The sequence below is a fragment of the Gluconobacter sp. DsW_056 genome (assembly GCF_002153595.1).
GTDB lineage: Bacteria > Pseudomonadota > Alphaproteobacteria > Acetobacterales > Acetobacteraceae > Gluconobacter > Gluconobacter albidus.
Window position 1 is genome coordinate 378,323 of sequence record NZ_JOPF01000010.1, and the last position, 14,235, is coordinate 392,557.

General features: G+C 58.2%; 11 protein-coding genes. 4 read left to right on the forward strand and 7 right to left on the reverse strand.

Translation table 11 applies throughout. The features are described from left to right. Positions 1–11: 11 nt before the first annotated feature. Together HK22_RS11440 and HK22_RS11445 are read right to left on the reverse strand one after the other, a co-directional pair. Complete coding sequence (locus HK22_RS11440) at positions 12–926, reverse strand: glycosyltransferase family 2 protein (protein ID WP_086649323.1); 915 nt, start codon at positions 924–926, stop codon at positions 12–14. Between the two features lie 31 nt (positions 927–957). Further along, positions 958–1,791, reverse strand: a complete 834-nt coding sequence (locus tag HK22_RS11445) for a glycosyltransferase family 92 protein (protein ID WP_086649324.1) — start codon at positions 1,789–1,791, stop codon at positions 958–960. A 153-nt stretch (positions 1,792–1,944) separates the two neighbouring features. Here HK22_RS11445 and HK22_RS11450 point away from each other — a divergent pair, with 153 nt between their 5' ends. After that, entirely contained in the window at positions 1,945–3,885 is a 1,941-nt protein-coding gene (locus HK22_RS11450; RefSeq protein ID WP_086649325.1) for a M61 family metallopeptidase, read from the forward strand. A gap of 163 nt (positions 3,886–4,048) precedes the next feature. On the opposite strand, the gene HK22_RS11455 is transcribed toward HK22_RS11450, so the two are convergent. The 4 genes from HK22_RS11455 to HK22_RS11470 all read right to left on the reverse strand — a co-directional run bounded on the left by HK22_RS11455 (position 4,049) and on the right by HK22_RS11470 (position 10,889). Next, positions 4,049–5,569, reverse strand: coding sequence for an efflux transporter outer membrane subunit (locus HK22_RS11455; RefSeq protein ID WP_231877988.1), 1,521 nt, complete (start codon positions 5,567–5,569; stop codon positions 4,049–4,051). Next, complete coding sequence (locus tag HK22_RS11460; RefSeq protein WP_086649326.1) at positions 5,566–8,676, reverse strand: efflux RND transporter permease subunit; 3,111 nt, start codon at positions 8,674–8,676, stop codon at positions 5,566–5,568. The genes HK22_RS11455 and HK22_RS11460 overlap by 4 nt, the downstream gene beginning before the upstream one ends. Before the next feature lie 18 nt (positions 8,677–8,694). Continuing rightward, positions 8,695–9,831: an efflux RND transporter periplasmic adaptor subunit gene (locus tag HK22_RS11465; protein WP_086649327.1), complete on the reverse strand. Its 1,137-nt coding sequence runs from the start codon at positions 9,829–9,831 to the stop codon at positions 8,695–8,697. A 260-nt stretch (positions 9,832–10,091) separates the two neighbouring features. Continuing rightward, a complete protein-coding gene (locus tag HK22_RS11470; RefSeq protein WP_062106522.1) occupies positions 10,092–10,889 on the reverse strand; it encodes an OmpW family protein in 798 nt (265 codons plus the stop codon). 271 nt (positions 10,890–11,160) lie between these two features. Here HK22_RS11470 and HK22_RS11475 point away from each other — a divergent pair, with 271 nt between their 5' ends. Beyond that, positions 11,161–11,757 (forward strand): Crp/Fnr family transcriptional regulator, encoded by a 597-nt coding sequence (locus HK22_RS11475; RefSeq protein ID WP_062106540.1) that lies wholly within the window; start codon positions 11,161–11,163, stop codon positions 11,755–11,757. Between the two features lie 73 nt (positions 11,758–11,830). Beyond that, entirely contained in the window at positions 11,831–12,286 is a 456-nt protein-coding gene (locus tag HK22_RS11480; RefSeq protein ID WP_086649328.1) for a hypothetical protein, read from the forward strand. A 44-nt stretch (positions 12,287–12,330) separates the two neighbouring features. Here the strand turns inward: HK22_RS11480 and HK22_RS11485 are convergent, their stop codons facing one another. Beyond that, complete coding sequence (locus HK22_RS11485) at positions 12,331–13,800, reverse strand: deoxyribodipyrimidine photo-lyase (protein ID WP_086649329.1); 1,470 nt, start codon at positions 13,798–13,800, stop codon at positions 12,331–12,333. Positions 13,801–13,980: 180 nt separating this feature from the next. Between HK22_RS11485 and HK22_RS11490 the strand changes: the two genes are divergently transcribed. Continuing rightward, positions 13,981–14,172: an entericidin A/B family lipoprotein gene (locus tag HK22_RS11490; RefSeq protein ID WP_062027319.1), complete on the forward strand. Its 192-nt coding sequence runs from the start codon at positions 13,981–13,983 to the stop codon at positions 14,170–14,172. Positions 14,173–14,235: the final 63 nt, after the last annotated feature.

Genomic DNA, 14,235 nt, shown 5'->3' on the forward strand with positions numbered 1-14,235 from the left:
CGACGTGAGTATTATAGATCTCTAGACTCTTTAATTCCATTTTCTACATAATGAGCAAAAGCATCCCAGCCACTCAAATAAACATCTTCATGCTTTTTATAATAACTATCGATATCGAATGTTTTTTCTTTGAAAGGAGGATCATTCATTTCGGAAAAACCAGAACCAAATTCAGCCCGAAATTCGACCATTTCCTCCTCGTTACACCAAGGCGTTCTATAAACAGGCTCCTTCTGAAGCTCATTCAGCAGTCTGGCATTATTTTCTAAGTCGTCATGAGAAGACGAACTTATCGCATCAAGCAGTTTGATGCCGCTATCAAGAAGATAAAAACGGTTGTGCAGTTCATCTCCCACACGGCAGCGGACACCACCGAAACCTGCGCGAAGAAACCGAATGGAAAAATCGCTATGTTCGTGGCCGTAACGCCCGAAACGCGTATCCATATACCCAACACATGCGAGAGCTTCGATAGTCTGAGCAAGAACCATCCCGCCAACAGTAGGACCTACACCCAGATTTGTTGCGGTCATTGGGCGGTCAGGAGAATAGCGCGTGTAACTTGAGGGAATATAATTAACGTGTCCGACACGAGAAGCAGCTAAAATCCATTCCTGCTCCCATCCTGCAATTTCAGGCCAGACATCATCGTCAAGAAGAATAACCGTCTTTGCTCTGCATATATTTGAAAAATAGAAGAGACCGCGATTTTTATTCCAAGCGATCCCCTTATTCTTACCACCTAGGACCGTGACGCCTTTTTTGCGCAACTCTTCCACGGTTCCGTCAGAAGACCCATCATCGCAAACGACGATCTTGTAATCGCCACATGTCAGGGCCCGTATTCTTTCTACCAGATTACAGACCATATCTTTTCTGGAATACGTTGTGATCGCAATTCCAAGTTCACATGAATTTTCGCTCATTTTCTACTCCATATTAATAAGATTTTCATTATTACATACCGACGTCAGTGATTTTTCTATTGATGTAGACTGAGTATTTTTTCATAGACTCATCCAGAATTTCATTTCTGTCAAAATATTTGAACTGCTCGATTTTTCTGATTGCATCTTCATCAAAATATCCTCGATGCAACTTTCGCTCCCAATGAGCATATGATCTCGTAAAATAATGATTAACTCGTGCCGTGCTCCAATCAGCGTCCTGTGAAACAACTCCTGGAATATGGGCATTATTTTCAGGAATAAAGAGCCAATTCAGCGTCCTATTGGCTGTATCAACATATCCTCTGCTCATATCATCTTTCAGAGCGAAGGCATGTGGATTGATACAGTTTTGTATACATCCCGGTCGGACTATTGATTTTATATGTTTGTTATCCCCAAAATTCTGGGGCGCGCGATGAAGAAAATTTTCCGTCACCAACCCGTCCGGAAAAGAGACATGCCCGGATGCACCATAAATTGCCCAGTTGATCCCAATCGCAGGAGCATTTTCAAATCCTGCCAACCATTCTTTTAAAGGGGTGCCATCATTTATTGAAAAAAATTCATCTGAATCGAAAAATGCTATCCAGTCAAACTCATTGCCATATTTTTGAAGGGCATTTTCGTAAGCCGCATTTTGACAGTGATGTTTGTCATGCGGGAAATAATTATATCTTATATCCATCTTTTCGGCGTAATGTTTTATTATTTCTGCCGTACTGTCAGATGATTTATTATCAAATATAATCTGCGTATCAAATCCTATCAGGCTATAATATGCCATCCATTCTCGTATGTCTCTTTCTTCATCTTTTACTATAAGAGCAACAGCGACCTTCATCTGGGCGTCCTTTGAGGCGGTATACGTCTACAGTATTCTTTTATACCTGCCTGTGTAAAACAGCTTAGAGATTCATGAAAGAACAACTCATCTTGCCTCCCTCTTCCATCACGGTTACGCGTGGTAATATCTCATTTATAACCGGAAAATCTGATGTCCCTTCTGCGCCCTCTGATTGCACTGACCGTGTTCACAGCGCTTGTCTCCCCAGCTCTCGCGCAGTCCCAGCCCATGCCGCTGCCCATGCCGGCGCCCATTCCTGAGCCGCAGGACCGGGCTTTCCCCGGGGCCATGACGGTCTCGGTCGATGCGACGGACACGCTGCATCATGTGATGTCCATCCACGAGACGGTTCCTGTGCCGAAGGAAGCGCAGCAGAAGGGGGAGATGGTCCTTCTGTATCCGATGTGGATCCCGGGCGATCATTCACCCACTGGTGTGATCGAGCAGCTTGCCAGCCTGCATGTACAGAGCAACGGCCGCACGCTGGAGTGGAAGCGCGATACGGTTAACGTTGCAGCCTTCCATATCCCGGTCTCCACGAGCACGCCGACACTGGACCTTCACTTCCAGCTTCTGACACCGATTTCGCCGGGCCAGGGCCGCGTGGTCATGACGCCGTCCATCGTCAATGTGCAATGGGACCAGGTGTCGCTCTATCCGGCCGGATATTTCACCCGTGGGATCACGGTTCAGCCCTCCGTGCGTGTTCCGCATGGCTGGCAGATCGGCTCGGCCCTTCGCGCCGGGATCTATGGTGACGAGACGCATTTCAACGCCACGACCTTCAATACGCTCGTTGACTCCCCGATCTATGCCGGACGCTATTTCCGCAAGTTCGATCTGACCGGCCCGGATCACGTTCCCGTCTCGCTGGATGTCGTCGCTGACGAACCGGACTCGCTGGACGCCACACCGCAACAGATCGCAGCCCATCAGAACCTCGTCCGGCAGGCCACGGCGCTGTTTGCCTCACATCACTACGACCATTACGATTTCCTCCTCGCCCTGACAGATGAGCTTGGCAGCATTGGCCTCGAGCATCACCAGTCCAGCGAGAACAGCGCCGCTCCGGGCTATTTCACGGAATGGGACAAAACCTTCCCCGAGCGTGACCTGCTGGCCCATGAATACACCCATTCCTGGAATGGCAAGTACCGGCGCCCGGCCGACCTGTGGGCACCCAACTTCAACACACCACAGCGTGGGTCCATGCTGTGGGTTTATGAAGGTCAGACGCAGTACTGGGGCAATGTTCTGGCTGCGCGCTCCGGGCTCGTGACGAAGGATCAGGGTTTCGAGGCACTGGCCTATATGGCGGCATCGTATGACAACCAGACGGGCCGTCAGTGGCGTCCACTGGAAGACACGACGAACGATCCGGTCATTGCCCGGCGTTCGCCCCTGTCATGGCGCGACTGGCAGCGTTCGGAAGACTATTACGTCGAAGGTCAGCTTGTCTGGCTGGATGCGGACGCGCTGATCCGCAAGCTCTCCAACGATCACAAGTCGCTGGATGATTTCGCGAAGGCCTTCTTCGGAACGAACAGCGGCAGCTTCGTCGTCAGCCCCTATCAGTTCGACGATGTGGTCGCCACACTCAACAGTGTGCAGCCTTATGACTGGGCCAAGTTCCTGCACGACCGCCTGGACACCATCCAGCTTCATGCACCGCTCAACGGTCTGACCAATGGTGGGTACAAGCTGGTTTACACGTCCAAGCCAACCGCCTTTATCAAGGCCAGTGAAGCCGCGCGCCACACCACCGACCTGTCCTTCTCGCTCGGCCTGACGGTCAATGCGGCCGGACGTGTGGGACGCGAGCACTGGATGAGCCCGGCCTTCAAGGCTGGTCTGGTTCCGGGCGTGACGATCGTGGCCGTCAATGACATGAGCTTCACGCCGCAGCGTCTGCTCCATGCCGTCACGGACGCGCAGAAGGACCCGAAGCAGGACATCCGCCTGATCGTGAAGTCCGGCGACCACGTCACCACCGTCTCCATTCCCTATCATGAGGGTCTGCGTTACCCGCATCTGGAACGGATTGAAGGCACGCCGGATCGTCTGAGCGCGATTTACGCAGCGCGTCAGTAAGGGCGCATTGAGCTGATCTGATCCTGTGAAAGGTCAGGTCAGCCTATATGGGGCTCTGCTCCATACCCCCAAAGGGGATTCGGTCCCTTTGCTCCAAATTCCTAATAAGTAGGTTTCCAAAGGCCCCCGGCCTTTGGCGGGTTTCAGGGCAGAGCCCTGAGCCTTACCAAGGAACCAGAGACTTACCCAGCGCCTTCTGCGCCGCTGGCGTCATGCCCATGTCGTTACGGTTCCACCAGCCACCGCCGAGAGACTGGAACAGACCCACGCTGTCTGAGAAACGCGCGCCTTCAGCCTGAACATAGGCCAGACGCGCCTGAGCATCGGTCTGCTGGGCCTGAAGCAGCACGAGTTCGCTGACATCTCCCAGACGCAGCTGCCCGCGGGCAATTGTCATGCTCTGCGTCGTTGCCTTCAGAAGATCCTCGTCGGCCTTCAGGGTATCGGCGTCGAACGTGACGGCATGCAGACTGTCCGCCACGTCCTGAATGGCGGACAGGACGGTGGCTTTGTAGGTCTCGTTGGCCTGAAGCAGGTTGTCGCGCGCCTGACGCTCGGCATGCAGGAGCGAACCGCCCTGGAAGATCGGCTGCATGACGGTCGCGGCGATCGTCCAGTTTCCATAGCCGGGCTTGAAGAAATCACTCATCACGCCCACGGCCTGCGCCGGTGTGGCGCTGAGCTGCACGTTCGGCAGACGGTTGGCGATGGCCACACCGATCTGCGCGCTGGCAGACTGGATCTGGGCCTGAGCCGCGCGGATATCGGGGCGCTGGTTCAGCAGGTCCGCCGGCAGCGAGACCGGGAGCGTCTTTGGCAGGGTAAACTGTTCCAGACGAAACTCGGGCAGCGGCGTGTTGGGCGTCACGCCCACCAGAACCGCCATCTGGTCCCGCGTCTGCGCCAGCTGCAGGCTCAGACCGGGCAATGTCGCCTCAAGCTGGGCCACGGAGGCCAGCTGCTGCGCCATGTCCTGCCGGGATGCGTTTCCAATCCCCTGCTCGGCCGTCACCGTCTTGAGAACGGCGCGCTGGCTGCGGATCAGTTCGTTGGTGGCGTCGATCTCGGCGCGGATCGTGGCTTCCTCGATCGTCGCATTCACCAGATCGGAAATCATGGTCAGCGCGGTGGCTTCGAGCTGGAATTTCTGCAGGTCCGCCTGCGCTCCGGCCGCTTCGATCGCCCGGCGCGTTCCGCCCCACAGATCCGGCACATAGCCGATATTCAGCTGCGCGGTGTGGACATTATAGAGCCACACATTCGAGTTCGGAACAGGGGAGTAGACCTTGGACGTCTTATTCCTCGTCGGATTGAACGAAGCGGAGAGCGTCGGATACAGGCCCGCACCCTCGATCCGCCGCTGTTCCCACGCGGATTTCAAGCCCTGCTGCATGGCGCGCAGCGACTGGTTGTTGGCCAGCGCCTGATCGACGAGCGCATTCAGGGACGGATTGCCGAACACCGTCCACCACTGGCCCGGAATATCCACGCCCGGCTGGAACTGCTGGGGCACGGTCGCGCCCGCAACACCATGCCCGGCGGTCGCGGTCAGAGGCTGGCCCTCATAGGCCGCGTTTTTCGGCAGATCCGGGCGATGGAAATCCGGACCGACCGCACAGGCGGAAAGCGCCGTCAGACACAGCAGGAACGACGCGTGGCGGGACACCAGAGAGCGCATCTTCATGATCCGGCTCCCTCTGTGGCAGATTGCGGACGCTTCTTCGCATCCCGGCGTTCAACCCACATTTCAAGCTCGCTGAAATAGACCGGCAGGGCAAACAGCGTCAGCAGCGTGGCGATCCCCAGACCGCCTACCACGACCGTCGCCAGTCCGCGCTGCACGTCCGTGCCCACACCCGTGGCAAGAGCTGCCGGGAGCATACCAGCCGTGGCCACTGTCGCGGTCATGAGAACCGGACGGAAACGCTCGGCGGCCCCGGCGATGGTGGCATCCCGAACCCCCAGACCTTCCACGCGATGACGGTTGATACTGGCAATCATAATGATGCCGTTCTGCACGGCCACACCGAACAGCGCGATGAAGCCCACGGCGGTCGCGATATTGAGTGTCTCGCCGCGGACATGTAGCGCGATCAGGCCGCCCAGCGTCGCCAGCGGCACCACGCTGAGGATCAGGAGCGCCTGACGGATCTTGCGGAATTCGGCAAACAGCAGAACCAGCATCACCGCGAACATCACGCCTAGCGCGATCATCAGACGCTTCTGGGCGCGTTCTTCCTGCTGGAAGGAGCCAGCCCATTCGAGCGTATATTTTTCCTTGTCGAAATGCAGCTGCTGGTCGATCCGGCCCTGCGCATCAGCCAGATACTGCGACAGCGGACGCTTGCCGTTGTCCACGCGAATGGTGACCTGACGATGGCTCATTTCGTGGGCAATGTTGCTCTCGCCCATATGCAGCCCGACATGCGCGACCTGAGACAGCGGAATATAGGCGCCTTCCGCATCCAGAAGCGGGATCTGCGACAGGGACTGCATGTCCTGCAGGTCCTTGCGGCGGATATGGAGCGTCGCGTTATAGAAGCGGTCCCCCACATAAACGGTCGTGATGGGCGCATCGCCAATGGCGTTCGACACGACATCGGAAATATCCGAAATGCTGATGCCATAGCGCGCGGCAGCCAGACGATCGGCCTCGACTTCGATCTGCGGGATGCGCGGTTCCTGGAAGATCGACGCTTCCGCCGTCCCCGGAACCTGATGGAGAATATCCACGATCTGCTGACCGATGCGGCGCAGTTCCTGAAAATCATTACCATAGACGCGCAGGACGAGCGGACTGTGCGCTCCGCCGACCAGATCGCTCATATTGTCCTGGATCGGCTGGCTGATGCCAAAGTTGATCCCCGGAATCTGCGACAGACGCCGGCGCAGACGCTCGACGAACTGCGCCTTGGTTTCGCCGGACGGCCACTGGTCATAAGGCTTGAGGCCAACCGGCATTTCAATATGTGACGGCGTCCAGGGGTCGGTTCCGTCATCCGAGCGCCCGAGCTGCGTGATGGCATAAGACGTTTCGGGGAACTCGCGGACCGCATGGCGCAGTTCATTGGCGATGGACTCGCCTTTCTCCAGAGAGATGCCGGTCGGCATCTGCACCTGAAGCCAGAGCGAGCCTTCATCCAGATCCGGGAGGAACTCGCGCCCGATGGACGCCCCAAGAATCACGACTGCGACCATCGCCGCAACACCGGCGCCATAGGCGATCAGCGGACGGTCGATGAAATGGCCGAGCCAGTAGGTATAGCGGGCATGCAGCCATTCCAGCGGGCGGTTGTGCCAGATGTGCTTGGGCTTGCGCAGCGCCAGATAGGTCAGGGCCGGAATGAGCGTCAGGGCGCAGAGCAGCGCGCCCAGCAGCGCGAAGCTGACGGTATAGGCCATCGGGCGGAAGAGCTTGCCCTCGCTCCCCTCGAACGCAAACAGCGGGCTGTAGGCCACGATGATGACGAGCGTGGATGAGAAGATCGCCCGCCCCGCACGCTGCGCAACCGGCAGGACCTCGACGGGATCGAGCGCCTCGGTCGGGCGTTCCTCGCGGATGCGGAGGATCGTCTCGGTAATGACGATGGCGCCATCCACGATCACGCCGAAATCAATGGCGCCGAGCGAGAACAGGTTCGCCGACATGCCGAAGCTGTGCATCAGCACGAATACCACCGACAGTGCGAGCGGAATCGTCACCGCCGTGACAATGGCGCTGCGCGGACTGCCAAGGAACAGCGTCAGGATGACACCCACGAGGACGATGCCCTCGATCATGGTTTCCGTGACCTTGTGTGTCGTGGAAAGCACGAGATGGTCACGGTCCATGTACGGCACGATGCGGACATGACTGGGCGCAAGCTGCTGCTGGAGCTTCGCGATCGTAGTATGAAGGCCGTCGAGCACGAGTGAGGGGTTTTCCCCGCTCAGCATCGTCACCACGCCTTCAATCGTATCGGGATTGCGGTCCTTGCCCAGAATACCCTGTCGGACCTGATGCCCGAACTGGACACGCCCCAGATCCTTGACGAAGACCGGCACACCGCCATGACTGGCAACGACGATGTTCCCCATGTCATCCAGATTATGGATCATGCCGATCCCGCGGATGATGTAGGACTGCTCACCACGGCTCACGCGGCCACCACCGGCATTGGCGTTGCTGTTGCGGATGGCGGTAAGTACGTCTTCGAGGCCAACATGGTAGCGCTGCAGGGAATCAGGATCGAGAACGAGCTGATACTCACGTGTCAGGCCGCCGAAATTGTCCACATTGACGACGCCTGGCACACGCTGGATCGCCGGAATGATCGTCCAGCGCTGGAGATCGGACAGCTCCAGCAGGTTCTTGTCGTCGGATTCCAGCGTATAACGATAGATCTCGCCGCTCGGCCCTGAAATCGGACCCAGCGAGGGCATGGCGCCATTATTCAGCGGATTGTTGGCGAGCTGCGTCTCGACGAGCTGACGCGCCGCATAGACATTCGTACCCTCACGGAAAATCAGCGTAATCAGCGAGAGGCCGAACGTGCTGGTGGAGCGGCTGTCCGTCACGCCGGGAACGCTGGCCAGCGTCCGCTCGAGCGGGATCGTGACCTGCTGCTCCATTTCCTCGGCGGCCAGACCTTCCTGCTGGGTCGTGATCGACACGCTGACCGAGCCCAGATCCGGATAGGCCTCGACCGGCAGGATCTTCCACGAAAGACCACCGAGAAGCGCCAGGATCAGGGCGGAAAAGAAAACGATATTCCGGTGATTGAAGCACCAGGAGATGAAACGCTCGATCATCAGCTCAGGGCCACCGGATCAGTCATCATTCAGGAGAATGGCACCGCTCGTCACGATGCGCTCCCCTGCGGAAATGCCCTTGAGCACACGGACGTTTTCACCTTCATCGTAGCTGATGGCGATATCGCGCCGCTGGAACGTATGCGGCGCGGTCTCGATGAAAACGGATACCTGATCGTTGTTCATCAGAAGGGCAGCCTTGGGAATGATGATCTCGCTGGGCTGCGGGATGTTGAGCGTCGCATTCACATACATGCCCGGACGCAGGGCGCCATCGGTATTGGGGCAGGCGACATAGGCGTTCACCCGACGCGTATCAATATGAAGCGCGGGATCGAAACTGATGACCCGTCCGGAACAGGTCCGTCCCGGGAATTCGTCGAAAGTAACCGACAGCACGTTGCCATCCCCGATCTGCGACAGATTTTCCTGCGGAATGGCGGCAGCAATCCAGACCTGCGACAGGTCCAGAACCGTCATCTGGATGGCGGTCGGATCGGTAATGTTTTCCCCCGGTGCCATGATTGTCGTGGAGACGACACCATCCACGGGGGACACAAGCGGAGCCTGACCCTTTGCGGAATAGCCGGGTCGCGCGCCCAGCACCTGAAGCCTGCGCTGCGTGCGCTCGGCTTCCGCCTGCGCCTGCGCCAGATCATTGCGGGCGGCTTCGATGTCCTTGACGGCATTCCCGCCGATCGCCTGAACCCCCTGCGCGCGGGCATAGGCACGACGCGCGAAATCGAGGGCGGCACGGGCACGGGTATCGTCTGCCCATGCCTGATCCAGATCTCCGGCGGCAATCGTAGCCAGCACCTGTCCGCGCTGGACCCGCTGACCCAGATGGACCAGAACATCCGTGATCCGGCCCGCTACGGGCGCATACACATTCACCTGCCGGTCCGGTTCCGTCATGACCTGTGCCGGAAGCAGAATGCCGTGATCACGGGACACGCTTGCAACGGTCTGCATCGTCAGACGTTTCTCGAGCGGACTGCCTTCCCGGACGACCAGACCATCCTTCGACTGCGTCACCATAGGAGGTTCGGCCGCTGCAACGGGCGAATGCGGGGATCGAAATCGCAGGACGGCGACGAGAAGGATGGCCAGGCAGAGCAGGCCAATGGCCAACGCGCCGACGCGGGTAACGCGCATGCTGATAGAAAACCCCGTAACTCTGTCAGGACAGACGTCCCGTTTTGACTGAAACGTCTGGACAATGACCTGTCGGCCAGCGTTCGGACGTTTTCATATCCCATGGAAGGACGCCAGACGTCACATACGGAAACGAAAAGATTTTTGCACTGATCGAATGACCGGATTGCAAAAGTTTTATGTGATTGCCACAAAAATGCAAAAAAGCGGCCCTTCGGAGAAAGGCCGCTTTCCTGATACGCCGGTTTCTGATCTGAAAATCAGAAGCGGTATTCGATACCTGCGCCAACAACGGTCGGATCGAGGGAATCATGCGCCGTGATCTTCGTGGTCTCGGCATTGTTCTGCGCCCAGGCATGGACCCGCATGAACATCTGCTTGACGTCGAAGTTGAAGAACCAGTTGCCGACGACCTGATAGTCGAAACCGACATTGACGGACGGGCCGCCCGTCACGCCGACATTGAGCTTCTGCGTGAGCGGACCGCCAGCGGGGGACACATTGTGGAACCAGGCCAGCGTTGCACCGACACCCGCATACGGGTTGAAGCGCTTGTGCGGGCGGAAGTGCCAGGCGAACGTGACGGTCGGCGGCAGAACCCAGGCGCTGCCCACATCAACCTTGCCCAGACCCGGAACGCCTTCAGCAGCGATTTCATGACGCGTGCTGGCTGCGATCAGATCAACCGACACGTTGTCCGTGAAGAAGTATTCGAACGTCAGCTCCGGCATGACCTGACGCGTCGTCTTGACGCGGCCGCCGAGATGCGCGCCGTTCAGCCGAAGGCTGCTGTCACGGTCTTCCGGCATGACGCCGAGGGCGGACAGACGAACGATGAAGTCGCCCTTGCCCAGTCCGATGCGCGTGTTGGCGCAGGTCTGGAACAGGCCGCAATGACCGGAAGCAGGCGCATGGATGTTTACGGAAGGCACGGGAGCCGCCGTCATGGGCGCACTGACCATAACCTGGGGTGCAGCAGCCGGAGCAGTGACCTGTGCAAACGCGGGAGTTGCAACGGCGCCGACTGCGGCGGCCAGCGCGAAAGCGTTAAATTTCATCTGGAATTTCCATCACCATTCGTTGAGCCTCACAAAGCACTCCTCCCCGCCCATCACCTTGACCTGAATCAAGTCTGGTAAATTATGTGGTAGTGTGGCTGAAAGTCTTCAGGCTGCGGTCAGCACAACGGGAACAGGATTCATCATGTCTGCGTCACATATTCCAGAGGATGTTCATGATCGTTGCGCCCATTGCGTAGGGCGACGTCTGAGTGTGTGCAGCAGCATTGACGACTGTGATCTTGCCATTCTTGCCAACGAGTCTTCACGAATGACCGTTGCCGACGGTCGATCCTTTATAGAAGAGGGCGCACCGGCCAACGATTTCTTTGTCGTGACCGGTGGCAGGGTCAAGCTTTTCACCCTTCTTCCGGATGGGCGGCGCCAGATCACCGGCTTTGCGGAAGGCGGGGACTTTCTTGGACTCGCCGCCTCCACGAGTTACGCCTTCGGCGCTGAAGCGCTCGGCGGGGCCACGCTGTGCCGCTTTCCCCATGCCGGCATGCAGCGCCTGACCGAACGCTTTCCCAGTCTCGAGCACCGCCTGCGCGAAGAAGCCTCCCGCGAGCTGGCCCTGATGCAGGCCCGCATGACCCTTCTGGGGCGCAAGACGGCCCGCGAACGCGTGGCCACATTTCTGATCGAACGCTGCCAGCATCTGGAAAAGCCCGACATCTCCCATCCCGTCGAACTCGACCTGCCGATGCCCCGGACTGATATCGCGGATTATCTCGGACTCACTATTGAAACGGTCAGCCGGATCCTCAGCGCCTTCAAAAAAGAAAAGCTCATCAGTATCCGAAGCATTACCCACATCACGTTACTGATGCCGGAACGGATATCGACGATCGCCGAAGGCATGGAATAGGACCCTTTTCAAAAAGCCACATTCCCGCCATCAGGACGCTCTATGTTTTACTGACCCGTTTACAGGAGATGTCATGATTTTCATCCGCTTCCCCCGCACAATGCTTGCTGTCGGACTGATTGCCGGGGCTGCGTCCCTTGCTCCGCAGGCTTATGCGGCGGACACAACCGCCTCCAGCGCCTGCCAGCAGACTGGGCAGAATGATGTCGTCGGACGTCTGGCGCAGCGGGAAAACTGCCTGAACAGCAAGGTCCAGAACTATCAGAAGCAATCCCAGGATGCGCAGGCCGCGCGCGAAAAGCGCATTCAGGACCTGAAGGACAAATACACCAACGCTCCGGCCAGCGAAAAAGCACGCCTTCAGAAGCAGATCACTGGCGAACAGTCCAAACTGACCAACCTGCGCGATCAGGAAAACCAGCACCTGCAACAGCTCAAGAATGCTCCGCAGGAACAGCGCAACCGCCTCAATGCCCTAGGCAGCAAGACCCGCGGCGATGTCAGCAACTTCCTCAACGGCGGCCTCTGATCCGGCCGCTCCGGCCCCCCTCGCGGGGCCGGAATTTCAGTGCCTCAAAGCGCCCTGAAGGCCTGAAGGGCCCGATCCCGCCCGTCTTTCAGATCAACGATCGGGCGCGGGTACGTTCTGCCCAGCACAACACCTGCCTGCCGCAGATCCGCTTCTTTCGCGGCCCAGGGTTCAAACAGCGCCTTTCCTGACAGACGACGCAGCTCAGGCACCCACTGGCGGATATAATCGCCATCCGGGTCGAACTTTTCGGCCTGTCGCGTGGGGTTGAAAATTCTGAAAAACGGCGTGGCTTCGATGCCCGTCCCCGCGACCCACTGCCAGTTCATGGCATTATTGGCAAAGTCCGCATCCACCAGCGTCTCGCGGAACCAGGCCTCCCCTTCCTTCCAGTCGATCAGCAGATGTTTCGTCAGGAAAGACCCCACAATCATGCGGGCCCTGTTGTGCATCCAGCCGGTCTGCCAGAGCTGGCGCATCCCTGCATCCACGATTGGCACCCCCGTCTGCCCGCGCTGCCACGCTTTCAGATCTGCGGTATTCTTGCGCCAGTGCATCCCGGAAAATTTCGGACTGAGGTTTTCGAACGGCAGTTGCGGCAGGTGATACAGCGTGTAGCGGGCAAATTCCCGCCATCCGAGTTCTGACAGAAAAATCCGCGGGCCATCCGTATGCGCGCCATGCTTCTGCAGCGCTGCCCAGACCTGCCGGGGGGAGACCGCACCGGAAGCAAGATAGGGCGACAGACGCGATGTTCCCTCCTCCGCCACCCTGTCCCGCCCCCTCGGATATTCCGCAACGGCGTCTTTCAGAAAATCCTCAAGATGCTCCTGCCCTTCCGCCTCTCCGGGCTCCCATGTCGTGCGGAACCCTGACGCCCAGTCCGGCGCCTGGGGACAGAGCTCCGCTTCGTTCAGCCGCACATCCTGCAGGACGGACTCCGGAACATCCTGAAACGACGACATGTCGGGAATGCCCAACGGCTCCGGTACGGCGTGGGTCTGAAGCGCCTTCCAGAACGAACCGCAGACCTTGTAAAATCCGCCCTGCTTCGTGCTCACCAGGTCCGGATCGAGCAGGACCGTGCCCCAGTGCGTCCGAACCTCACAGCCCTGCTGTTCCAGAGCCTGCCGGATCCGGTCGTCCTGTGCCCGTTCGCGCTCATGCAGACGATGATGCCAGTACACTGACGCAGCATCCATGTTCCGCGCGAACTTCGGAATCAGGTCCTCGGCAGAGCCCGCGAGCGTCAGCAGCGTTCCGCCCCGGCTTTGCAGTCGTGCCCGCAGATCGGCCAGTGCTCCATGAAGCCACCATCGCAATGCCGCTCCAGCCGGGTGCAGGGCCGGGGTTTTGTCGTCGAGAACATAAAGACAGATCAGCGGCCGGCCAGATGCTACCGCCTCATGCAGCGCAGGATGGTCGGCCAGACGCAGATCGTCCCGAAACCACACGATGGCTGGTTGGGTTGAGGCCTGGCGGGCTGGGGTACATGCAGTCCGGGAAGTGGGCATGGATCCTCACAAAAAGGGGAGATTCTTCATAAAGCGTCCGACACTGCCGATCGTTCAGAAGGGATGAAACGCCTTTCAATCCTGACCGAAGGCAGGCTGAAAAAATTTCACCCGCAGTCATGAACCATTGTCATCAAATGTCGTTTAATGGCCGAAACGCTCTTTAAGAGGATTTTTTCTATGTCCACCAAGTCCATCGCACGCATTGCCCTGTCCCTGGCTCTTCTTTCGGGCTCGGCCGTCACGCTGTCCGCCTGCAACACCGTGCGCGGCGCTGGTCAGGACGTGAGCTCTGTTGGACACAATGTCTCCCGCGGCGCGAATGCAACGCAGGGCGCAATCGAGCGCCACACGAACGCTTCTCCGAACTAAGTTTCCCGAAAACCCGTTCCGGGCTTTTCAGAACCGCCGGTCCTCGACCGGCGGTTTTTTTTT

Coding starts and splice junctions, on each gene's coding strand:
- HK22_RS11460 (WP_086649326.1), bottom strand. CDS start 8,676: ATGATCGAGCGTTTCATCTCCTGGTGCTTCAATCACCGGAATATCGTT.
- HK22_RS11465 (WP_086649327.1), bottom strand. CDS start 9,831: ATGCGCGTTACCCGCGTCGGCGCGTTGGCCATTGGCCTGCTCTGCCTG.
- HK22_RS11445 (WP_086649324.1), bottom strand. CDS start 1,791: ATGAAGGTCGCTGTTGCTCTTATAGTAAAAGATGAAGAAAGAGACATA.
- HK22_RS11455 (WP_231877988.1), bottom strand. CDS start 5,569: ATGAAGATGCGCTCTCTGGTGTCCCGCCACGCGTCGTTCCTGCTGTGT.
- HK22_RS11475 (WP_062106540.1), top strand. CDS start 11,161: ATGACCGTTGCCGACGGTCGATCCTTTATAGAAGAGGGCGCACCGGCC.
- HK22_RS11485 (WP_086649329.1), bottom strand. CDS start 13,800: ATGCCCACTTCCCGGACTGCATGTACCCCAGCCCGCCAGGCCTCAACC.
- HK22_RS11440 (WP_086649323.1), bottom strand. CDS start 926: ATGAGCGAAAATTCATGTGAACTTGGAATTGCGATCACAACGTATTCC.
- HK22_RS11450 (WP_086649325.1), top strand. CDS start 1,945: ATGTCCCTTCTGCGCCCTCTGATTGCACTGACCGTGTTCACAGCGCTT.
- HK22_RS11470 (WP_062106522.1), bottom strand. CDS start 10,889: ATGAAATTTAACGCTTTCGCGCTGGCCGCCGCAGTCGGCGCCGTTGCA.
- HK22_RS11480 (WP_086649328.1), top strand. CDS start 11,831: ATGATTTTCATCCGCTTCCCCCGCACAATGCTTGCTGTCGGACTGATT.
- HK22_RS11490 (WP_062027319.1), top strand. CDS start 13,981: ATGTCCACCAAGTCCATCGCACGCATTGCCCTGTCCCTGGCTCTTCTT.